Below are 20,812 nucleotides of genomic sequence, written 5' to 3' on the forward strand. Positions count from 1 at the left end.
CTTTTGCTAATCATTGAAACAGATATACGAAATGCGATTGCTTCGTTCCTCGCAATGAAATAACAAAACAAGAAAATGCTCAATATTCCTAAAGACAAAAAAATAATTCTCTTTGATGGCGTTTGCAATCTGTGTGATTCGGCGGTGCAAACGATTATTAAGCATGATACTAAAGATGTTTTCCGGTTTGTAGCCTTACAATCTGATTTAGGTCAAAAAATAATCAAACACTTGGGAATTGACACTCAAAAAACAGATAGTATTATTTTGTATCAGCCTGGTTTTGCTTACTATTATAAATCCGAAGCTGCCTTAGAAATTGCTAAACATTTGGGAGGAATATTTTATTTTGCTTCACTATTTTCAATATTACCCACTTCTTTCAGTAACTATATTTATGATTATATTGCTAAGAACCGGTACAAATGGTATGGGAAAAAGGAAGCTTGCTTAATTCCCACAAAAGAGCTACAAGCTAAATTTTTAGATTAAACACCCAATCATGATAATTATCATGCCTTTTATTTTGCAAGAATAATATATTTGAAAAATCTTAAAAATAAATGGATCATGAAAGACACCACTCTTTTTTCTTGGGACAACGGAACCTTTATAATGGTTGTCGTTTTCGGATTAGTCATCGTAGGAATTATTTCGGCAGTTTTCATTATGATGAATTCTGACAGAAAAAAATAACAGCATAAAAAAGAGGATGCCCTTTTGGACATCCTCTTACTGCTATTATCTAAAATTAGAATGAATTAACTTCTAATTAATTTTCTGTATTTCAATCGTTTTGGCGTTAAATCACCACCCAAACGTTTTTTCTTGTTTTCTTCGTATTCAGAAAAACCACCTTCAAAACAATACACTTCAGAGTTACCTTCAAAAGCTAGAATGTGTGTACAAATTCTGTCTAAGAACCATCTGTCGTGAGAAATAACTACCGCACAACCGGCAAAACTCTCCAAACCTTCTTCTAATGCTCGAAGTGTATTGATATCCAAATCATTCGTAGGCTCATCTAGTAAAAGTACGTTTCCTTCTTCTTTCAAAGTCATCGCAAGGTGCAAACGGTTACGTTCTCCACCGGAAAGCATAGACACTTTCTTGTTTTGTTCCCCACCACCAAAATTAAATCGTGATAAATAAGCTCTTGAATTTACTTGTTTTCCGCCCATCATAATCAATTCCTGACCGTCAGCAAAGTTTTCCCAAATTGATTTATTAGGATCTATGTTTGAGTGTGCTTGATCTACATAAGCGATTTTTACAGTATCTCCTATTGAGAACTCTCCTGAATCTGGCTTTTCTTCACCCATTATCATCTTGAAAATGGTTGATTTACCAGCTCCGTTTGGTCCTATAATCCCAACAATTCCAGCTTGTGGCAACGTAAAATTTAAATTATCATACAGTAATTTATCTCCAAAAGCTTTAGCAACATTTTTGGCTTCAATTACATTCGTCCCTAAACGTGGACCATTTGGAATGTAAATTTCCAGATTTTCATCCAATTGTTTTTGGTCTTCATTCAATAATTTATCGTAGTTCTGCAAACGCGCTTTTTGTTTTGTTTGACGTCCTTTGGCACCTTGACGAACCCAGTCCAACTCGCGTTCTAAGTTTTTTCTGCGTTTCGAAGCTACTTTTTCTTCTAATGCCATACGGCTTGATTTTTGGTCCAACCAAGAAGAATAATTCCCTTTCCAAGGAATACCTTCACCTCTGTCTAATTCCAAAATCCAACCAGCAACATTATCCAAGAAATACCTGTCGTGCGTTACTGCAATTACAGTTCCTGCATATTGTGCTAAATGTTGTTCTAACCAAAGTACACTTTCTGCATCCAAGTGATTCGTAGGCTCATCCAAAAGCAATACATCAGGCTGTTGCAACAACAAACGACATAAAGCTACACGACGACGCTCACCACCGGATAAATTTTTGATTGGCGTGTCACCTTCCGGAGTACGCAAAGCATCCATGGCGATTTCCAGTTTGGTATCAATTTCCCAAGCTCCCAATGCATCAATTTTATCTTGCAAAAGCGCTTGACGATCCATCAATTGCTCCATTTTATCAGCATTTTCATAGACTTCAGGTAAACCAAAACTATCGTTGATTTTATTGAATTCATCTAAAACTGCCATCGTTTCAGCGACACCTTCTCTTACAATTTCAATAACCGTTTTACTATCATCTAAAATAGGTTCTTGTTCTAAATAACCTACTGTATAACCTGGTGCAAACACTACATCACCTTGATAGTTTTTATCAACACCGGCAATAATTTTTAATAAGGAAGATTTTCCAGAACCATTTAATCCCAAAATACCAATCTTAGCTCCGTAAAAGAAACTCAAATAGATGTTTTTAAGTACTGGTTTATCTGCTCCTTGATAGGTCTTGCTCAATTTTGACATTGAGAATATCACTTTTTTATCGTCTGCCATTTTTTATAGATTTTCTTATTATTATACTTTTAGATAATTAGTTTTTATCTAATTTTTTCAATTTTAAATTCGTAATTTTTGATTAACTAAAGTCTTCCCTTGAGTGAACTAAACACCCACGCATTAGCTAAAAAGCCAACACCTACTGCTGCGAAGCCCCATCCTGCTACATCATCATATCTAAAAGCACCTAATGCAATAAGCAATAAGCCCATGATTATCATTATCAGAGTGGCCCAACCCAGAATCGTATTTTTATTCATTGACATAATTTTGGAATTTATTTTAATGATCCAATTCCGAAGCCTCGGAACGGGAGTGCAAATATCGGAAATTTTTGCCCTTTAATTAAATATTTTATAAAGCATTTCTCGTAACAAATCAGATTGGGACATCGCATTTGCGCCAACTCCTTTACTTTTAACATCAATGTCTCTTAAAGCACCTACAATTTGACTGACCTTTTTCATTGGATAATTTTTCAAAGCCACATCATACTCTTTCAAAAAGAATGGATTTACTCCAATAACTGCTGCTACATTCTTGGGATTTTTGTCTTTCAAACCATGGTATTTCAATAATTGAATAAAGAAACTAAAAACCAGACTCGTCGTTACTACCATTGGATTATCTTTTGGATTTTGTGCAAAATTTTCAGCAATAGTATATGCTTTTAACTGGTTGCGTTCGCCAAGTGCTTTTCGCAATTCAAAAACATTGAAATCTTTGCTAAACCCTATGTTTTCCTCAATATCCTTTGGAGTTATCGTACTTCCAACTGGCAAAATAATTTGTAATTTTTCGAGTTCATTGTTTATTTTACTCAAATCTGTCCCAAGAAATTCCACCAACATGGCATTTGCTTTAGGCTCAATTAAATATTTTTTGCCTGACAAAACACGTTTGATCCAATCTCCTACTTGGTTCTCATATAGTTTTTTACTTTCGTAAACGACACCGTTTTTCGCTAATAACTTGGTTACTTTTTTGCGTTTATCCAATGTTTTGTATTTATAGCAAAAAACCAAAACGGTGGTGAGCATCGGATTGTCTGCGTAACTTTCGAGCTTATCTATAGTTCGGATTAAATCCTGAGCTTCTTTTACAATGACCACTTGCCGCTCTGCCATCATTGGATAACGCTTTGCAGTCGAAATAATATCTTCTATAGAAACGTCTCTTCCGTATAAAACCGTTTGATTGAAGCCTTTTTCCTCTTCGGATAAGACTTTTTCTTCAATATAATCTGATAGTTTATCAATATAATACGGTTCTTCGCCCATCAAAAAATAGATTGGTTTGATGTTACCGCTTTTTATATCATTTACAATTTTTAAAACCTCGTCCATTCCTTTTTGTTTTAAGTTTGAAGTTTAAAGATTGTTGCTTCGGATGAAACTTTAAACTTTAAATTTTAAACTTATTTAATACTTTTGCTTTATGCAAAAACTAAATTTTCAACTTTATAACTTTCGGTTCAAAAATAGCGAAAATAAAGTATCCATTTTTGATGAAATCAGGAAAAAATTTATCATTCTTACTCCCGAAGAATGGGTTCGTCAACATGTAGTTCAGTTTTTATTGGAAGAAAAAAAATATCCAAAATCATTGATTAATGTCGAGAAAGTTTTGAAAGTCAATGGCTTGCGCAAAAGATACGATGTCGTGGTTTTCAATCCCGATGGTTCTATTTTCATCTTAATTGAATGCAAAGCTCCAGAAATCAAAATTGCACAAGCTACTTTCGACCAAATTGCCCGTTATAACATGACGATGAAAGCCCAATTCCTAATGGTAACCAATGGATTGAATCATTACTTTTGCCAAATGGATTTTGAAAACGAGAAATATGCATTTCTAGAGAATCTGCCAAATTATAATAATTAGCTTACTTTAGACTTCTTGAAATTTTAAAATCTATAAAGTCTAAAATCTGAAAATATAAAAACAAAAATGAATATAGCTGTTGTCATACTAAATTGGAATGGAATTTTATTGCTTGAAAAGTTTCTTCCATCTGTAGTTAATTATTCTCCACAAGCTACAATTTATGTTGCTGATAATGCCTCTACAGATGATTCTATTTCCTACATCAAGGTTTTTTTTCCATCAGTACAAATTATAAAAAACGAAAGTAACCTTGGTTTTGCAAGTGGCTACAATGAAGCTTTAAAACATATTGATGCTGAAATATATGCATTAGTAAACTCGGATATCGAAGTGACCGAGAATTGGCTAAAACCTATTCTTGATACTTTCGAGAACGAACCAAAAACTGCTATTATTCAACCCAAAATATTAGATTATAAACGTAAAGAATACTTTGAATATGCTGGTGCTGCTGGTGGATTTATTGACGAATATGGTTATCCTTTTTGTCGGGGCCGTATTTTTGATACTTTAGAAAAAGATAACGGTCAATATGATGATACTCGTGAAATATTTTGGGCATCAGGAGCTTGTTTTTTTATCCGAAGTTCTGTTTATAAAACACTAAATGGTTTTGATGATGATTTTTTTGCGCATCAGGAAGAAATTGATTTGTGTTGGCGTGCCTTTAATAAAGGATATAAAATTAAATACAATTCTGGATCTGTAGTTTATCATGTAGGTGGCGCCACTTTACAGCAAGGCCATCCAATGAAGACCTACTTAAATTTTAGAAACTCTTTATTAATGCTGACCAAAAATCTTCCGAAAGAGCAACTTTACAGGATACTATTAGGCAGAATGCTTTTAGATGGAATTGCAGGAATTCAGTTTTTAACACAAGGAAAGTTCAAGCATTTTTGGGCAATATTGAAAGCACATGGGTCTTTTTATACACTTTTTTCTGATAATTATAAAAAAAGAAATGAATTTCAAGAATCAGCATACTATACCGTCAAAAGTATCGTTTACATATACTTCATCAGAAAATTAAAAGCTTTTAACGATTTATTTGGAATCAAATAAATTTTAAAAGCTAAATTTGTCTTTAACCTTTAATCTAAATTTAAACAATTTATGAAAAGAATCGTAATTGCCTTATCAGTAATGGCCCTTTTAACTTCATGTGTTTCTAAAAAGAAATACACTGAATTAGAAGCTCGAAACAAAGAAACTCAAGATTTACTAAATACAGCTACTGTAAAATTAAACACTTGTTTAGAAGAAAAAGCAGGTCTTGCAGCAACAGCAGCTACTTTAAAAGAGCAAAATCAGGGTTTAATCAGTGTTTCGAAAGACATGACTGTATTGTCAACTAAGGGTGCTCAAAACATTGAAAAAGCTTTAGAATCTATCAAAGAGAAAGATTTAAAAATAAGCAGAATGCAGGATGCTTTAACTAAAAAAGACAGTGTGACACTTGCATTAGTAACTAGTTTAAAAAGTTCAGTAGGAATATCTGATCCGGATATCGAAATAAATGTTGAAAAAGGTGTTGTTTTTATCTCAATTGCTGATAAATTGTTATTCAAAAGCGGAAGCTACGAAGTAACAGACAGAGCTAAAATGGTTTTGGCGAAAGTTGCGAAAGTAGTGAATGACAAACCTGATTTTGAATGTATGGTTGAAGGACATACTGATAATGTTCCTTACAATGGTACAGGTGTTTTATTAGACAACTGGGATTTAAGTGTAAAACGTTCTACTTCTATCATTCGTGTATTAACGAATCAATTAGGTGTTAAACCAGAGCAATTAATTGCGGCAGGAAGAAGCTCTTACATTCCTTTAGTAGCAAATGATTCTGCTGAAAACAGATCTCGTAACAGAAGAACTCGTATTGTAGTTTTACCTAAAATCGATCAATTCTACGAAATGATTGAAAAAGAAATGAAAAAACAAAGACCATAATTTTTGTAAAATTTTTTATTAAAAGAGGTTGTCTAAAAAAGACAACCTCTTTTTTTTTATTGATAAACATGGTTGTGTAATTTCATTTTTATCATTCAATAAAAATCGTGAAGTTATATTATACACTAGAAAAGAATATTTAATCTTCTTAATTAGTAAATGATACTATCCATTAATTTATCTAAAATCATTCGATACATTGGAGTTGGAACACCATATTTCATACCCTCTTTTACTACAAACTCGGTTAAGGAATTCACTTCTATTTTATGACCTGCCAACAAATCCCTATGCATAGATGATGTGTTATCTTGTGGTGATTTTTCGAGTTTAATGATTGTTTGAACAATAATATCATTTGGCAACGCTAATCCTTTTGCCAGAGCTACAGCAGTAATTTCATTGAGAAGTGAAATGTAAATTGCTTTGTTATCCGGATTATTTAGAATCCCACCAATATTCTCATTCAAATAAGAAGTTACTGAAGCCAAAGCTGAAATAAATATAAATTTTTCCCAAACTGTTTCTTCTATATTTTCAACAAGATAACTTTCGACAGAAGCCTTTTCGAAAATAGATTGCAGTTCCTTTAATGAAGAAATTGAAGTGTTTTTAGACCCAAAAAATAACTTTTCATAATGCCCTATTTTCTTTATCACCCCAGGAGATTCAATCATAGAAACAATATAAACGCATCCTTGCAAAACATTATTTTCAGGAAACAAATTTAGTATGCGTTCTGTTGCATCAACGCCATTATATAAAGGTAAAATTATAGTTTTTGAAGTTATACAGTTTTTTATGGATTCAAAACTAGTTTCAATATCATAGGTTTTAGTTGCACAAATTAAGTAATCCAGTTTACCAATCTTTTCTGCATCATCCGAAAGCAATTTTGGAAAAACAATCATTTCACTTTCATCCAAAATGATTTTCAAACCATTTGCAGCAATGGCTTTTTTAGTTTTGCCCCGAGCAATAAAAATAATTTCGATTGCATCTGAGTCAGCATAAGCTTTGGCTAATAACCCACCAAAATAACCGCCTACTCCACCCAATCCTAAAATTCCAATTCTTGTTTTCATCGGTATAAAATTTATTTTTTAGTTGACCTTTATGTTATAGTTTTTTATCTATTGTTTTTACTAATCCAAACTTGTTGTTATTGGCGATTTTATAACTACTAAGTAAAAAGAAAACCATTAAGAAATTTAGAAAATTAAGCTTTGGAACTTAATGACACTTAATTTCTTAATGGTTTTCTTTTATTAGATTTCACAATCTTTATTTTATTAAATATTTTAATAAAAAAAATGCAGACCTATAAGCCGGATTCTGTCTCCAATAAATTAGAGCCTTATCATTTATCTAGATCCCGCATTACTGCGAGACTCAAGCTATCTACCCTTCAACAACGGACGAGAAGCCCTTAAATGCTGATATACTTGATATTTCACCGCATAGAGTTTACCTGGTTTCACTACAGCATTACCTGTACATACTTTCTGTTGCACTTGTCCTAATCTCGTCCGTAAAGACGGGACCGACGGGTGTTACCCGCTATGCTTCCCTCTGGTGTCCGGACTTTCCTCCCTCTTGATTGCTCAAAACGGCGATAAGGCGGTCTGCAGGGCAAATTTACACTATTTAATTCTTTTTTTTCATTTACTGTTGCTTACTTTAACAAGCCTTTTACAAACAATTCATAATAAAATAGTTACCTTTAATAAATAACTAAAAAATCTCTATTATGTCAAATATGTATCATTATGCCACCGTTTCTAAAGCCTTAGACGATTTGAATGAGATGGGGTTTACCTTTGATTTTAATCTTCATGAAGAAGATATTGTAAAAAATCCAAGCCATTATGAAATTCAACATATTTATCGTTACGAAGGAGACACCAATCCAGATGACGAAGCAACAGTTTATGGCATAAAATCAACTTCGGGTAAAAAAGGTGTGTTTGTAGCTGGATATGCAGCAAATTCAGATAATGGTGCCGCAAGAGTTTTAATCGATCTTAGCATCAAAGGAAGAGACAAGTAAATCCTTTTCTAAAAGAACTTAAATCAATTATTTTTTTAGAAGCTAATTCCAGCTATACGTTGTAATCTTATCCGCCGAACACCGGCGAATAAGGATTTTAAATACAAACGCAGTTCACTGAACTCCGATAAAATTATAGTACTGTGAAGTAATCTGGGCTAGAAAATTTGGAGAACAAAAACCATTCTGAAAATTATAAAATCTTTCAATCCTTAAATTTTTGCATCTTTAAATTAAAACCTATATTTGCTTTCGAATAAAATTTCTATGGAACAATTTGTTGTATCGGCCCGTAAATATCGTCCTCAAACATTTAAAGATGTTGTTGGACAAAAAGCCATTACCAATACTTTATTGAATGCCATAGAAAGCAATCACTTAGCTTCAGCATTGTTATTTACAGGACCTCGTGGTGTTGGAAAAACAACTTGTGCCCGTATTTTGGCTCGTAAAATTAATCAGCCAGGATATGATGATCCTAATGAAGATTTTGCCTTTAATGTTTTCGAATTAGATGCTGCTTCTAACAATTCTGTTGATGATATTAGGAATCTTATTGACCAAGTTAGGATCCCACCACAAACGGGACAATACAAAGTCTATATTATAGATGAGGTTCACATGTTATCATCGGCAGCTTTTAATGCTTTCTTGAAAACATTGGAAGAACCGCCAAAACATGCCATTTTTATTTTGGCAACGACCGAAAAACATAAAATTATTCCAACGATACTTTCTCGTTGTCAGATATTTGATTTCAAAAGAATTACCGTAAAAGATGCCAAAGAACATCTTGCCGAAGTAGCCACTAGCCAAGGCGTAGTTTTTGAAGATGACGCTTTGCACATTATAGCTCAAAAAGCGGATGGCGCCATGCGCGATGCTTTATCGATTTTTGACCGAGTAGTTTCTTTTTGTGGAAAAGATTTAACACGTCAGGCCGTTACAGAGAATTTGAATGTATTGGACTACGAAACGTATATCAATGTAACCGATTTAATCTTGGAAAACAAAATCCCAGATTTATTGATGGCTTTTAACGAAATTCTTGCCAAAGGTTTTGATGCACATCATTTTGTATCCGGATTAGCTTCACATTTTAGGGATTTATTGGTTTCTAAAACACCAGCAACTTTATCTTTATTAGAAGTTGGTGAACAAGCGCAACAAATGTATGGCGTGCAAGCACAAAAATGCAGTCAAGACTTTCTTTTAAAAGGAATCGAGATTGCAAATGATTGTGATTTAAAATACAAACTGAGCCAAAACCAACGACTTCTTGTTGAACTTTGCCTGATGCAACTTGCCTCTATCACTTATGATGGAGAAAAAAAAAAGTTGAGCAATATATAATTCCACCTACTTATTATAGAAAGAATGATTATTCAATAACCATTCAAACGAAAGTTGAAGATTCAAAACCTGCTATGCCAGTGGGAGAATCAGTTCCATCAAAAGAACCGGAAACTAAAACTGCTGTTCCATCAATTCCAGTTCCCAGTCCCGCAACAAAAAGTAGTATTCCACAATCAGAAGGAATAAAGGTTTCCGCGTTTTCATTAGCCAGTATTCGTGCTAAAAAAGCATTAGAAGAAAGCAATAAAGGAATCGTCAAAGAAGTGCTTCATTTGCCAACAGAAGCTTTTTCAGAGACTGAAATGTTGCTGCAGTGGAATAAATATGCACAACGTTTAGGCGATAAAGGCTATAGAATTATGGAATCTCTATTGCTTATTAACGATCCAAAATTAAATGGAACCGCCATAACAATTGAATTGCCTAATGAAGGATCAAAATTAGATTTCGAAAAAGAAATACATGGACTTTTAGGACATTTAAAAGGTCATTTACAAAATCATGACCTTACAATTGAGGTTATTGTAAATGAAAGTATAGAGAACAAAAGAAGCTTTAATGACCAAGACCGCTACAACAGATTATTAGAAATAAATCCAAATATTGAGCTTTTACGCACAACATTTGGATTAGATTTAGACGCATAATCTGTATTAAAATTATATTTTACCGTAATACATTGCTTTTACAATTCCATCCGAAAGACCTATTTTAGGAACATAAATATTTCGTGCTCCACTCCACTTCATCGCATTCAGATAAATTCTTGTCGCAGGGATAATTACATCGGCACGATCTGGATTCAGACCTAATTCAGAAATTCTTTGTTCATAAGTAAGAGAATTCAAAAAAGCATATTGCGAATTCATATAAATGTAGGAAAGTGGTTTTTCTTGCATTTTCCCCGACATTTTAAAGAGCTTATTTATATTTCCTCCAGAACCTATCAGCGTAACATCATCATATTCTTGCGTATTGGTTTTAATCCATTTTTCGATTTCATCCCATACAACATCGCAAACCATATCATTCAATAAACGGACGGTTCCGGCTTTGAACGATCTTGAATTAATCATTTTGCCGTTAGAAAAAAGTGTAAACTCAGTACTTCCTCCACCAACATCAACAAAAAGATAGGTTTGATCTGTTTTTAACAAATAATGTAAATCAGTGGAAGCTATGATAGCAGCTTCTTTTTTCCCATCAATAATTTCTATTTTTATATCTGCTTTTTTCTTAATTAATGCTACAACTTCCTTACCATTATAGGCTTCACGCATCGCTGATGTCGCAAAAGCCATATAGCGCTCTACTTTATGAACCTTCATCAACAAGTTGAAAGCCTTCATTGCATCACACATTCTTTCGATATTCTCTTCTGAAATCTCACCAACTGTAAAAGCGTCCTGACCAAGACGAATGGGTACTCGAACCAGGGAACTTTTATTAAACTGAGGCTCTTTTCCCTCTTGTTCCACAATATTAGCAATTAACAAACGCATGGCATTGGAACCAATATCTATTGCTGCATATTTTTTTATTTTAATCATCTTCGTTTTGATTCGTTTAATTTCTTATTAATTGTTTGATTCTTTTGTTAAAGTTCCACTTTAATCATGAACAAACAATTATACTTTTTCCTCTTCATTTAATACTGCGTCCAGCTTTTTTTGATAGTATTTATAGGTCTCTAATTGTGCTCTAAAAATAGGATTATGATTTCTAGGGCGATACTTGTTATCTAATTTATAAGAGTGAAAACGGGCTTTTACATTTCCTTTCCAACCAATATCAAAATTATCAATTAGCTCATTTTTTATTCCCTGATCGTAAATGGGACATGTCACTTCAACTCTTCCATCAAGATTTCTAGTCATGAAATCCGCTGACGAAATATAAACTTCAGTTTGTCCGGCATTTCCAAAAATATAAATTCTAGAATGCTCTAAATAATTATCGACAATACTTATTGCTTCTATATTGTCACTCATTCCAGGAATACCGGGAATTAAGGAACAAATCCCTCTGACTTCAAGTTGAATTTTTACTCCGGCTCTGCTTGCTTCATATAATTTATCAATCATTGCAAAATCAGATAAACTATTCATTTTTAGTTTTATATGCGTTTTCCTTCCTGCTAGTGCATGCGTAATTTCTCTGTCAATTAACTTAACGAATTTAGTTCTGGTGTAATGTGGTGAAACAATGAGGTGTTTGTATCGATGAACTCTATAATTGATATCAAAAAACTCAAAAATTCTCATAATATCTTTCAAAATTTGCTGATGACTGGTAAACAGAGTGACATCCGTATATACTTTGGCAGTAGATTCATTGAAATTTCCTGTTGAAATAAAGCCGTATCTTTTTATTTTCTCATTTTCAATTCTTTCAATAACACAAATTTTACTGTGCACTTTCAGGCCTTTTATACCAAAAATAAGTTCAATACCTTCCAATTGCATTTGCTCTGCATAGGAAATATTGGATGCTTCATCAAAGCGAGCTTGCAATTCGATTTGAACGGTAACTTTTTTTCCATTTTTGGCCGCATTTATTAGCGAACTGATAATTTGAGAATTTTTTGCCAATCGATACAGTGTGATTTTTATCGAAATTACTTTGGGATCTAACGCTGCTTCACGCAAAAACTTGGTCAAATAGGAAAATGATTGGTACGGCGCATTTAATAAATAATCTTTCTCACTTATTTTTTCGAGCATACTTCCTTCAAGACTTAATCCCGGAATAGGAAGCGGATCATTTGTTTGATATAATAAATCATATCTTCCAAGATTTGGAAAATTCATATAATCCCTTCTATTGTGATATCTACCGCCGGGAATGATACTGTCAGTGGAGACAATTTTCATTTTATCCAGAAAAAACTTTAAAGTATCTTCTTCAATTAACTGATCGTAAATAAAACGTACCGGCTCCCCTATTCTTCGGTCTTTTACACTCAATGATATTTTTTCGATCATACTTTTACTTAAATCACTATCGATGTCAAGTTGCGCATCTCTGGTAATTTTTATCATGTGAGCCGAAACGCTTTTGTAATCAAAAATATTAAAAATATTACTAAGATTATGGCGAATAACATCATCCAAAAGGATAATATATTGTTTTTCATTATTGGATGGTAAAACAACAAAACGGTTAATGGTTTTAGGAATTTCGATAACTGCATAACGAACCTCTGAGTTTTTATTCATTACCAATTTAATCGCTAAATAACCTGAAGTATCTTTCAATACGGGGAATTCTGCCAAATCATTTAAGATTATGGTAACTAATTCCGGACTCACTTTTTGAATAAAAAAATCTTTCAGGAAAATTTCTTGTTCAACAGTAATGTCGGTTTCGGTAATGATAAAAATATTTTTAGTTTCCAGTTCGCTTTCGATAATATTCAATATTCGAAGACTTTCAGACTGTTGCTGAATAACGATTTCGGTAATATCCTTGACTAATTGCTGAGCAGATATACCTCCAAGATATTTTTCGCCGGATATGCCTGTTAAGCTTAAACGTCTGATGGCGGCAAATCGTACTCTGAAAAATTCGTCTAAATTGTTCGAAAAAATACCTAAAAAACGTAACCTGTCTAGTAACGGAACGGAATGATCACCAGCTTCTTGAAGCACTCTGGCGTTGAAAGCTAACCAGCTTTTTTCTCTATCAATGTATTTATATTCTAATACTTTATTCATCTTAAATCTTTGGGGAATATTATTTTTTTTATTTTGCCTTTCTTTATTTTTTTCCAATCATCCGTATCAAATTTAAATGACACAAAACCAGATGTAGGAACATTTTCAATGGAAACGTCACCAAATTTATTAACAAAATCTGTAATTGCCGCGTTATGTCCAAAAAGAATAACACTATCAAAATTATTATTACAAGATTTGATTACTTTTTCCAATTTCTTTTCATCAAAAGTATAAAGGTCGTCTTTGTAAATGATACTTTCAATAGGATACGAAATATTCTGAGCAAAAATTAAAGCAGTATCAGTCGCCCTTTTCGCATTACTACTCCAAATTATATATGTTTTAGGAATTGAATTTTTAGCTTCGGTCGCTACCAGATGAGCATCTTTTACACCTTGACAAGTCAAACCGCGATCTTTATCACCCATGGGAACTTCCCAACTTGATTTTGCATGGCGAACCAATATTAAGTTTTTCATAATGATGAATAAAATGGTGAAAAATCAAGAAACAGACAAAAATTTTAGTCCCTAATTTACAAAACAAAAGATAATCATTTAAACTTTTATCATTATTTTGTGAAATTAGTATAGAAAAAAGTAAAAATCAATAAATATGAATTATATCAGAAATTTTAAAAAGGAGAAGAATAAAAATAAAGAGATTTTAAACAGAATATAAAACTGTTCAACGTCAACGAGTTTCAAGAAAATGTTATTTAAAATTCAATAGAATTAAAATAAAATTTTGGCACTACCCTATAAAAATGGACATTAGATAATAATTTTTAGTAGAAATTATTTTTAAAGTATTTTAAAAAATAAGAAGATAGAACTCATTCAATTATAATATTGAAAACTAGAAGTTACTAACCTATGCATATAATTAAATATTGAAAATAAAAAAAGACTGTCATTGGGGGATGACAGCCTTCTTTTACTAAAAAACTAAATTAAATTTTTATAAAAATATTAGTATAATATTTTCTCCCGTTAACGGGGTTTTCTCTAATTGAAATACCGAAGTGGGTGAAATTTCCCTCAATATTTTCTTTATGTCCTGAACTAAGCAACCATGCAGTTAATGCAGCTTGAGAAGTTTTATAATTATATGCAATATTTTCACTTACGCTTTTAGCTCCTAATGCGCTGATAATATTTTGTGAACGATCGCTAAAATTAGCATGATTTACTATATTATTTCCAATCATGAAAAAATCATGTTCTTCAGCTTTATGAGACAAATGATTTATTTTTTTTAATGCATTTAACCCTTTACTTACTCTATATTCGTTTATTAAATTCATCGCTTCTAATTCTGAAGCTGAATAGGTATAAGTTTCAATTATTTCAGATTTAATTTCTTCTGTAGTTGTTTCAGAATCTGATGAACAAGAATTCATCATAAATATTACTAAAGTAAGCAATACTACACGGAGTAAATTTGTTTTCATAATTGTAGTAGTTTAAGTTTAAAGTAGATTGTGGGGCAAACTTCTTTAAGAATTAGATATATGTTTTTAACTCTTATCCAAAAGTATAAATAATATCGTTTAAATACCTAAAATAATCGATGAAATACATACATAATAATTTTGTATATACTTTTTCTTACATAATATGAGAATGATAATTTAAATTATTATTAAAAAAGCCTATTTATTAGTATAAGATAATTGTTTAAAAGATTATTTACCAATAATTTATCTCTTAAATAGTCGTGTTTTAGAAAATAAATACCTAAAAAAATTTGAAAACAGAATTTCTTTTCGCTACCACTATAATAAATAAAATCTAAAAGTTGGTTATGTGAATTATGTGCTTCATTACTTTAAAAAAAGTATACCTTAAGACGAAAATCTGGGCTTGGAATATAGGGTAACCCTTTGCATGTTAATACCGAAAATTTCAATAAAAAAATCTATAAAAAACTAAACCACGTAAAAAAATAGAAACAAGAGTTGGATTACCCCATTTTTCGGTTCCTATAGCTGGAGTATTTTCTTTGACGGAGTGCAATTTTTTCTTAATTAAAGCATTCAATATGTGCAGAATATTGAAGAATGAAGAAGCAACTTAAGTAGATGTAAAGTCGTAGAAGTTCTTAACCTATTAGGACTTGTAAAGGAGTTGATTAAAAAAAATCCATCCCAATGAATGTGTTTTTTTGTAGGAATTAATCGATTTTCAACCAACCCGTAATACTCATTCTGGTATTTTGGGTAACTAAAACTTCATGGACTAATTCGTCGCTCTTGAAGAAAATTGTTTTACCATGCGTAGGAGCAATTTTCAAATTTTGGTCTAATTGATGAATGAGCAGCTCGCCACCATCGCTTTCCTGCCAATTGCTATTTAAATAGCTAATCATAGAGTATTTTCGACCAGGATTATTTTTGAATTGATCCAAATGCTTCAGATAAAAATCTCCCGATTCATATAAAGAGTAGTGAAATTCATAACCTGTTATTCCTGCATAACAACTTTGATTTAAATAAACAATAAAGGCTTCTATTTGAATAAAAAATTCATTTTCAAATACATTGTTGTGCTTTTTATCCAACCAATAAATAGAGTCGCTGCGTATAGCACTATCATAAGAAACCTTTTGTGAATTTCCAATTCCAGCATCTTTCAGGAGGCTTTTTTGATTTAGAGTAATCAAGTTTTGTTTTAAATTATTGGCTAAATCAGTGCTTAAAAAATGTTCCGATATGCCTACTTTACTCTCAATATATGAGGCAATTAAATCCTCGAACGTATTTTCCATGTCTTTTGAATTGACTGAAAATACCGCCAACGGGGCAAGGTACACTAATCAAATCCGTTAGCGTCTGAATATGTAATAAATAAAAAATTAAAAGCTAAATTTATACTTTCTTCAATAAAAACAGTCATTATTGAATTTTGCTCTTGATCTTTCGCACTAAATTCTTGCATAAAAATTCATTTTTTTACTTCATGATTAAACCATTTGCAATTTTAGGAGTCCTAAAATCTATTATTTGTAATGAATTGTATTATTTGACAAATAATAGATTTTTATATGTTAATATTTGTATGTACAAACGTTAAATAAAAATTAACAACATCACAATTTCCGTTTCTAAAACCTAAATTTGTTTTAACTAAAATTATTGAAAACTAATCCTACTTTATATTAAACCCATGAAAATTAAATACCTAGTTTATGCCGTGCTAACAATTGGAATCATTGGATTTATCGGTTACAGAATCTCAGAAAACAAAAGTAAAAATGAAGATTCAAAAGACCCAAAAGGAAAAGGCAAATCGATGAGCGTAAACGGAATCGTAGTTGAATATGAAACTTTTGATAATAACTTGTCTCTTTCCGGTTCTATTGAAGCAAATGAACAAGTGGAAATTCGCAGTGAAGTTTCCGGAATTGTAGAAGGTATTTATTTTCAGGAAGGAAGTAATGTGAGCAAAGGGGAAGTTCTTTTTAAAGTTAATGATCTAGAGTTAAGAGCTCAATTGAGACAAACGTCAACCAGAGAAGGATTGGCTTCGGAAAACGAAAGAAGAGCCAAATTATTATTGCAAAAAGAAGCAATCAGTCAAGAAGAATATGATTTGGCACGCGCTGATTTAAAATCGGCACAAGCCCAAAGTCAGTTGATAAAAGCACAAATCGCCAAAACATCTGTTAGAGCGCCTTTTTCAGGAAGAATAGGATTGCGTTCTATTTCACCGGGAACTTACATCACACCAGCCATTTTAGTGGCAAAATTAGTGAACACCGGAAAATTAAAAATTACTTTTTCAATTCCTGAAAAATACGCCAGTCAGGTAAAAACAAATACAACCTTAACGTTTAAAGTCGCTGGTTCTGATGAAAAATATACTGCCAAAGTATACGCAATCGAACCTGAAGTGGCTGTTGCTACCAGAACATTACAAGTTCGTGCGATTGCCGAAAATAAAAGCGGAAAATTATTGCCGGGAACATTTGCAGATGTCGAATTGCCATTGGATATCATAAAAGATGCAATTGTTGTTCCTACTGAAGCCATTATTCCAGTTCAAAACGGTAAAAAAGTTTTCGTTTCCAGTAATGGTCAAGCCAAAGAAGTAATGATAGAAACCGCCACACGAACTGATGCTTCTATACTTGTACTTTCTGGTTTGAAAGCAGGTGATACCGTGATTACAAGCGGTGTTATGTCCTTAAAAAACGAAACTCCAGTTAAAGTTCTAATAAAATAGATTGAGATATAAGATTCGTTCCTAACAATCAAAAATCTAAAATTAGCAATCAAAAATCTAAAATCTAAATGAGTTTATCCACAACAAGTATTAGAAGACCCGTATTTACCATAGTAATTAATTTAGCCATCGTTTTGTTTGGATTAATTGGCTACACCTTTCTGGGTGTTCGAGAATTTCCTTCGATTGATCCCGCTCAAGTTTCGATTCGTACGAATTATGCTGGTGCAAATGCCGATATCATAGAATCCCAAATTACAGAACCGCTAGAAAAAGCAATCAATTCCATTGACGGAATTAGAAATGTAACTTCCTCCAGTGCGCAAGGAAGCAGTAATATAACTATCGAATTTAATCTGGATAAAAATCTTGAAGATGCAGCAAACGATGTCCGTGATAAAGTATCGCAAGCGGTAAGAAACCTGCCTCAGGATATCGATTCTCCGCCAGTAGTTTCTAAAGCGGATGCGAATGGCGATGCCATCATTTCGATGACCGTACAAAGTGATACGAGAAATGCATTAGAACTGAGTGATTATGCTGAAAATGTGATTTCACAACGTCTTGAAACTATTCCTGGCGTGAGCGGTGTTCAAATTTGGGGACAAAAAAGATACGCGATGCGTTTGTGGATTGATCCTGTCAAACTGGCTTCTTATGGATGTACTGTATCTGAAGTGAGGGATGCGTTGAATAAGCAAAATGTAGAGTTACCTTCGGGAAAACTAACTGGTGACAACACCGAATTGACGGTAAAAACAGTTGGAAACCTTTCTACTCCTGAAGAATTTAACAATATTATTATCCGAACTGAAGGTGAAAAAGTAGTACGTTTCAGCGATGTAGGATTAGCAAGCCTTGGACCAGAAAATACCGAAACCAAAATGACGCAATCTGGAACGCCATTAGTTGGTGTCGCCATTGTGCCACTTCCAGGAGCTAATTATTTAGATATTTCCACTGCTTTTTATAAGGAATTCGAAAAATTAAAAAAGGATTTACCTAAAGATATTAAACTGAATATCGCCATTGACAATACTATTTTTGTAAAAAAATCGGTTATTGAGGTAGCGGAAACATTAGGGATTTCAATTGTTCTGGTAATCTTGATTATCTATTTATTCTTCCGGGATTGGGCGATTGCCTTTAGACCGTTGATTGATATTCCTGTTTCATTAATCGCTACTTTCTTTATCATGTGGCTTTTTGGTTTTTCTATAAACGTATTGACTTTATTGGCAATCGTTCTGGCAACAGGACTTGTGGTCGATGATGGAATTGTGGTCACCGAGAATATTTTCAAAAAAGTAGAAGAAGGCATGACGCCTATCGAGGCAGCCATCAAAGGATCTAACGAAATATTCTTTGCGGTAATTTCGATTTCGATCACCTTAGCAGCGGTATTTCTTCCGGTAATTTTCCTCGAAGGATTTGTCGGTCGACTGTTTAGGGAATTTGGCGTCGTCATTGGCGCAGCTGTACTGATTTCTGCATTTGTATCGTTGACATTAACCCCAATGTTGAACGCTTATTTAATGAAAGGCGGCGAACAAAAAAAATCAAAATTCTACATTCGAACGGAACCTTACTTTCAACAACTAAATAGTGGTTATGCTAGTGCATTAAGTCGTTTTATGAAGAAAAAATGGTTGAGTTTCCCTATTCTAATTGCTTGTTTTGGGTTAATTTATTTGTTTTTCAACCTTTTGCAAAAAGAAACGGCACCTTATGATGACCGAAGTGGTTTTGTTTTAAGAATGACAACACCTGAAGGTTCCTCCTATGAATATACGGATCGCTTTATGCAGGAAGTTTCAAAGTTAGTTGATGACTCGATTCCGGGAAAAAAAGTTGCCTTAGTAATTACATCTCCTGGTTTTGGATCTTCATCAGTAAATAGTGGTTTTATTCGGGTATCATTGGTCCAACCAAATGAAAGAACCGATTCTCAAAAAGAAATTGCAGAAAAATTAACCAAATGGACGAAGCAATATCCGGATGCAAAAACATCCGTAATTGAGCAACCAACTATCGCCGTAAACCGACGCGGTGGATTGCCGATTCAATACATTATTCAAGCATCAAACTTTAAAAAACTGGAAGAAAAAATTCCTGTTTTCATGGATGAAGTTGCTAAAAACCCAACTTTTGCAGTTAGCGATGTGAATTTAAAATTCAACAAACCAGAAGTCAATGTCACTATTGACAGAGAAAAAGCGGAGAGTTTAGGAATCTCAGTGATTGATATTGCGCAAACGTTACAACTTTCATTGAGTGGACAACGTTTTGGTTATTTCATGAGAAATGGAAAACAATATCAAGTTATTGGACAATTTGATCAAAAAGACCGTTCAAAACCATTGGATTTAACTTCTATGTTTGTCAAAAATAATATGGGACAATTAATCCAAATGGACAACGTGGTAACTATTGAAGAAAAAAGTAATCCCCCACAATTGTACCACAACAACAGGTATATGGCGGCCACTGTTTCTGCTGGTCTTGCTCCGGGCAAAAGTATCAGCGATGGAATTGATGCGATGAACGAAATAAAAGCCAAAGTTCTTGACGATACCTTTACTACTGATTTAGGTGGAGAATCAAGGGATTTTGTTGAAAGTAGTTCGAATACTGCTTTTGCATTTGGATTGGCTTTATTATTGATATTTTTAATTTTGGCGGCACAATTTGAAAGTTTTATTGACCCTTTCATCATTATTCTGACCGTGCCAATGGCCGTTGCAGGAGCTTTATTCTCCTTGTGGTTGTTTGATCAAACTTGGAATATTTTCAGCCAAATTGGAACTGTAATGCTTATTGGTTTGGTAACCAAAAACGGAATCCTGATTGTCGAGTTTGCGAATCAGTTGCGGGAACAAGGCAAACCAAAATTAGAAGCCATATTAGAAGCTTCGGAAGCACGATTACGACCAATTTTAATGACGAGTTTGGCGATTTCACTTGGAGCACTGCCAATTGCATTGTCTCTTGGAGCGGCATCAACTAGTAGAATTGGCATGGGAGTTGTAATTGTAGGTGGAACTATTTTCTCTTTGGTTTTAACATTATTCGTTATTCCGGCAATGTATCTGATGTGGTCCAAAGCAAGAAAACACTATCCTGAATTTGATCATATTGAAGAATATGAAAAAGATTTCAACTAAT

20 protein-coding genes and 1 other RNA gene are annotated in these 20,812 nt (G+C 33.1%); 10 read left to right on the forward strand and 11 right to left on the reverse strand.

The window, feature by feature from the left end:
- The first annotated feature begins 75 nt into the window (after positions 1–75).
- Both DR871_RS08330 and DR871_RS16615 read left to right on the forward strand, forming a co-directional pair.
- Positions 76–492, forward strand: a complete 417-nt coding sequence (locus tag DR871_RS08330) for a thiol-disulfide oxidoreductase DCC family protein (RefSeq protein WP_113665713.1) — start codon at positions 76–78, stop codon at positions 490–492.
- 78 nt (positions 493–570) lie between these two features.
- Positions 571–696 (forward strand): hypothetical protein, encoded by a 126-nt coding sequence (locus tag DR871_RS16615; protein ID WP_256371164.1) that lies wholly within the window; start codon positions 571–573, stop codon positions 694–696.
- A 65-nt stretch (positions 697–761) separates the two neighbouring features.
- On the opposite strand, the gene ettA is transcribed toward DR871_RS16615, so the two are convergent.
- From ettA to holA, 3 genes are all read right to left on the reverse strand, one after another.
- On the reverse strand, positions 762–2,456 hold the full coding sequence (ettA, locus tag DR871_RS08335; RefSeq protein WP_113633893.1) for an energy-dependent translational throttle protein EttA: 1,695 nt from the start codon (positions 2,454–2,456) through the stop codon (positions 762–764).
- An 86-nt stretch (positions 2,457–2,542) separates the two neighbouring features.
- Positions 2,543–2,725 (reverse strand): CAL67264 family membrane protein, encoded by a 183-nt coding sequence (locus tag DR871_RS08340; RefSeq protein ID WP_113665712.1) that lies wholly within the window; start codon positions 2,723–2,725, stop codon positions 2,543–2,545.
- 75 nt (positions 2,726–2,800) lie between these two features.
- A complete protein-coding gene (holA, locus tag DR871_RS08345) occupies positions 2,801–3,805 on the reverse strand; it encodes a DNA polymerase III subunit delta (protein WP_113665711.1) in 1,005 nt (334 codons plus the stop codon).
- A 91-nt stretch (positions 3,806–3,896) separates the two neighbouring features.
- On the opposite strand from holA, the gene DR871_RS08350 reads away from it, so the two are divergent.
- From DR871_RS08350 to DR871_RS08360, 3 genes are all read left to right on the forward strand, one after another.
- The gene (locus tag DR871_RS08350; RefSeq protein WP_113633896.1) at positions 3,897–4,343 is read left to right on the forward strand and encodes a type I restriction enzyme HsdR N-terminal domain-containing protein; all 447 of its coding nucleotides are present in this window, start codon (positions 3,897–3,899) and stop codon (positions 4,341–4,343) included.
- Between the two features lie 66 nt (positions 4,344–4,409).
- Positions 4,410–5,411 (forward strand): glycosyltransferase family 2 protein, encoded by a 1,002-nt coding sequence (locus DR871_RS08355; RefSeq protein WP_113665710.1) that lies wholly within the window; start codon positions 4,410–4,412, stop codon positions 5,409–5,411.
- Between the two features lie 51 nt (positions 5,412–5,462).
- On the forward strand, positions 5,463–6,296 hold the full coding sequence (locus DR871_RS08360) for an OmpA/MotB family protein (protein WP_113665709.1): 834 nt from the start codon (positions 5,463–5,465) through the stop codon (positions 6,294–6,296).
- A 152-nt stretch (positions 6,297–6,448) separates the two neighbouring features.
- On the opposite strand, the gene DR871_RS08365 is transcribed toward DR871_RS08360, so the two are convergent.
- Positions 6,449–7,381 carry a ketopantoate reductase family protein gene (locus tag DR871_RS08365; protein WP_113665708.1) on the reverse strand — a complete coding sequence of 311 codons (933 nt, stop codon included), beginning with the start codon at positions 7,379–7,381 and terminating at the stop codon, positions 6,449–6,451.
- Positions 7,382–7,604: 223 nt separating this feature from the next.
- Positions 7,605–7,928, reverse strand: an RNA gene (rnpB, locus tag DR871_RS08370) — RNase P RNA component class A.
- 118 nt (positions 7,929–8,046) lie between these two features.
- On the opposite strand from rnpB, the gene DR871_RS08375 reads away from it, so the two are divergent.
- The 3 genes from DR871_RS08375 (at position 8,047) to DR871_RS16540 (ending at position 10,349) form a co-directional block, all read left to right on the forward strand.
- Complete coding sequence (locus tag DR871_RS08375) at positions 8,047–8,346, forward strand: hypothetical protein (protein ID WP_113665707.1); 300 nt, start codon at positions 8,047–8,049, stop codon at positions 8,344–8,346.
- 267 nt (positions 8,347–8,613) lie between these two features.
- Positions 8,614–9,699, forward strand: a complete 1,086-nt coding sequence (gene dnaX, locus DR871_RS08380) for a DNA polymerase III subunit gamma/tau (protein WP_113665706.1) — start codon at positions 8,614–8,616, stop codon at positions 9,697–9,699.
- A gap of 74 nt (positions 9,700–9,773) precedes the next feature.
- Positions 9,774–10,349: a DNA polymerase III subunit gamma/tau gene (locus DR871_RS16540; protein ID WP_241258565.1), complete on the forward strand. Its 576-nt coding sequence runs from the start codon at positions 9,774–9,776 to the stop codon at positions 10,347–10,349.
- A 12-nt stretch (positions 10,350–10,361) separates the two neighbouring features.
- Here the strand turns inward: DR871_RS16540 and DR871_RS08390 are convergent, their stop codons facing one another.
- The 6 genes from DR871_RS08390 to DR871_RS16620 form a co-directional block, all read right to left on the reverse strand.
- On the reverse strand, positions 10,362–11,252 hold the full coding sequence (locus DR871_RS08390) for a Ppx/GppA phosphatase family protein (protein ID WP_113665705.1): 891 nt from the start codon (positions 11,250–11,252) through the stop codon (positions 10,362–10,364).
- A gap of 78 nt (positions 11,253–11,330) precedes the next feature.
- On the reverse strand, positions 11,331–13,418 hold the full coding sequence (ppk1, locus tag DR871_RS08395; RefSeq protein WP_113665704.1) for a polyphosphate kinase 1: 2,088 nt from the start codon (positions 13,416–13,418) through the stop codon (positions 11,331–11,333).
- Positions 13,415–13,900, reverse strand: coding sequence for a SixA phosphatase family protein (locus tag DR871_RS08400; RefSeq protein ID WP_113665703.1), 486 nt, complete (start codon positions 13,898–13,900; stop codon positions 13,415–13,417). The genes ppk1 and DR871_RS08400 overlap by 4 nt, the downstream gene beginning before the upstream one ends.
- A gap of 473 nt (positions 13,901–14,373) precedes the next feature.
- The gene (locus tag DR871_RS08405) at positions 14,374–14,874 is read right to left on the reverse strand and encodes a CAP domain-containing protein (protein ID WP_113665702.1); all 501 of its coding nucleotides are present in this window, start codon (positions 14,872–14,874) and stop codon (positions 14,374–14,376) included.
- Positions 14,875–15,596: 722 nt separating this feature from the next.
- The gene (locus DR871_RS08410) at positions 15,597–16,190 is read right to left on the reverse strand and encodes a 2OG-Fe(II) oxygenase (RefSeq protein WP_113666046.1); all 594 of its coding nucleotides are present in this window, start codon (positions 16,188–16,190) and stop codon (positions 15,597–15,599) included.
- Positions 16,191–16,234: 44 nt separating this feature from the next.
- Entirely contained in the window at positions 16,235–16,360 is a 126-nt protein-coding gene (locus DR871_RS16620) for a hypothetical protein (protein WP_262707885.1), read from the reverse strand.
- Positions 16,361–16,588: 228 nt separating this feature from the next.
- On the opposite strand from DR871_RS16620, the gene DR871_RS08415 reads away from it, so the two are divergent.
- Both DR871_RS08415 and DR871_RS08420 read left to right on the forward strand, forming a co-directional pair.
- Positions 16,589–17,647, forward strand: a complete 1,059-nt coding sequence (locus DR871_RS08415) for an efflux RND transporter periplasmic adaptor subunit (RefSeq protein WP_113665701.1) — start codon at positions 16,589–16,591, stop codon at positions 17,645–17,647.
- Between the two features lie 68 nt (positions 17,648–17,715).
- Positions 17,716–20,811, forward strand: a complete 3,096-nt coding sequence (locus DR871_RS08420) for an efflux RND transporter permease subunit (protein WP_113665700.1) — start codon at positions 17,716–17,718, stop codon at positions 20,809–20,811.
- Position 20,812: the final 1 nt, after the last annotated feature.

Origin of the sequence: Flavobacterium petrolei (assembly GCF_003314435.2) — a bacterium.
GTDB classification, from domain to species: domain Bacteria; phylum Bacteroidota; class Bacteroidia; order Flavobacteriales; family Flavobacteriaceae; genus Flavobacterium; species Flavobacterium petrolei.

Excerpts from the sequence above, each read along its gene's own strand:
- DR871_RS08375 (WP_113665707.1), top strand. The coding sequence starts at position 8,047 with ATGTCAAATATGTATCATTATGCCACCGTTTCTAAAGCCTTAGACGAT.
- DR871_RS08405 (WP_113665702.1), bottom strand. The coding sequence starts at position 14,874 with ATGAAAACAAATTTACTCCGTGTAGTATTGCTTACTTTAGTAATATTT.
- DR871_RS16540 (WP_241258565.1), top strand. The coding sequence starts at position 9,774 with ATGCCAGTGGGAGAATCAGTTCCATCAAAAGAACCGGAAACTAAAACT.
- ppk1 (WP_113665704.1), bottom strand. The coding sequence starts at position 13,418 with ATGAATAAAGTATTAGAATATAAATACATTGATAGAGAAAAAAGCTGG.
- holA (WP_113665711.1), bottom strand. The coding sequence starts at position 3,805 with ATGGACGAGGTTTTAAAAATTGTAAATGATATAAAAAGCGGTAACATC.
- DR871_RS08400 (WP_113665703.1), bottom strand. The coding sequence starts at position 13,900 with ATGAAAAACTTAATATTGGTTCGCCATGCAAAATCAAGTTGGGAAGTT.
- DR871_RS08365 (WP_113665708.1), bottom strand. The coding sequence starts at position 7,381 with ATGAAAACAAGAATTGGAATTTTAGGATTGGGTGGAGTAGGCGGTTAT.
- DR871_RS08330 (WP_113665713.1), top strand. The coding sequence starts at position 76 with ATGCTCAATATTCCTAAAGACAAAAAAATAATTCTCTTTGATGGCGTT.
- dnaX (WP_113665706.1), top strand. The coding sequence starts at position 8,614 with ATGGAACAATTTGTTGTATCGGCCCGTAAATATCGTCCTCAAACATTT.
- DR871_RS08340 (WP_113665712.1), bottom strand. The coding sequence starts at position 2,725 with ATGTCAATGAATAAAAATACGATTCTGGGTTGGGCCACTCTGATAATG.
- DR871_RS08415 (WP_113665701.1), top strand. The coding sequence starts at position 16,589 with ATGAAAATTAAATACCTAGTTTATGCCGTGCTAACAATTGGAATCATT.
- DR871_RS16620 (WP_262707885.1), bottom strand. The coding sequence starts at position 16,360 with ATGCAAGAATTTAGTGCGAAAGATCAAGAGCAAAATTCAATAATGACT.
- DR871_RS08360 (WP_113665709.1), top strand. The coding sequence starts at position 5,463 with ATGAAAAGAATCGTAATTGCCTTATCAGTAATGGCCCTTTTAACTTCA.
- DR871_RS08410 (WP_113666046.1), bottom strand. The coding sequence starts at position 16,190 with ATGGAAAATACGTTCGAGGATTTAATTGCCTCATATATTGAGAGTAAA.
- DR871_RS08420 (WP_113665700.1), top strand. The coding sequence starts at position 17,716 with ATGAGTTTATCCACAACAAGTATTAGAAGACCCGTATTTACCATAGTA.
- DR871_RS16615 (WP_256371164.1), top strand. The coding sequence starts at position 571 with ATGAAAGACACCACTCTTTTTTCTTGGGACAACGGAACCTTTATAATG.
- DR871_RS08390 (WP_113665705.1), bottom strand. The coding sequence starts at position 11,252 with ATGATTAAAATAAAAAAATATGCAGCAATAGATATTGGTTCCAATGCC.
- DR871_RS08350 (WP_113633896.1), top strand. The coding sequence starts at position 3,897 with ATGCAAAAACTAAATTTTCAACTTTATAACTTTCGGTTCAAAAATAGC.
- ettA (WP_113633893.1), bottom strand. The coding sequence starts at position 2,456 with ATGGCAGACGATAAAAAAGTGATATTCTCAATGTCAAAATTGAGCAAG.
- DR871_RS08355 (WP_113665710.1), top strand. The coding sequence starts at position 4,410 with ATGAATATAGCTGTTGTCATACTAAATTGGAATGGAATTTTATTGCTT.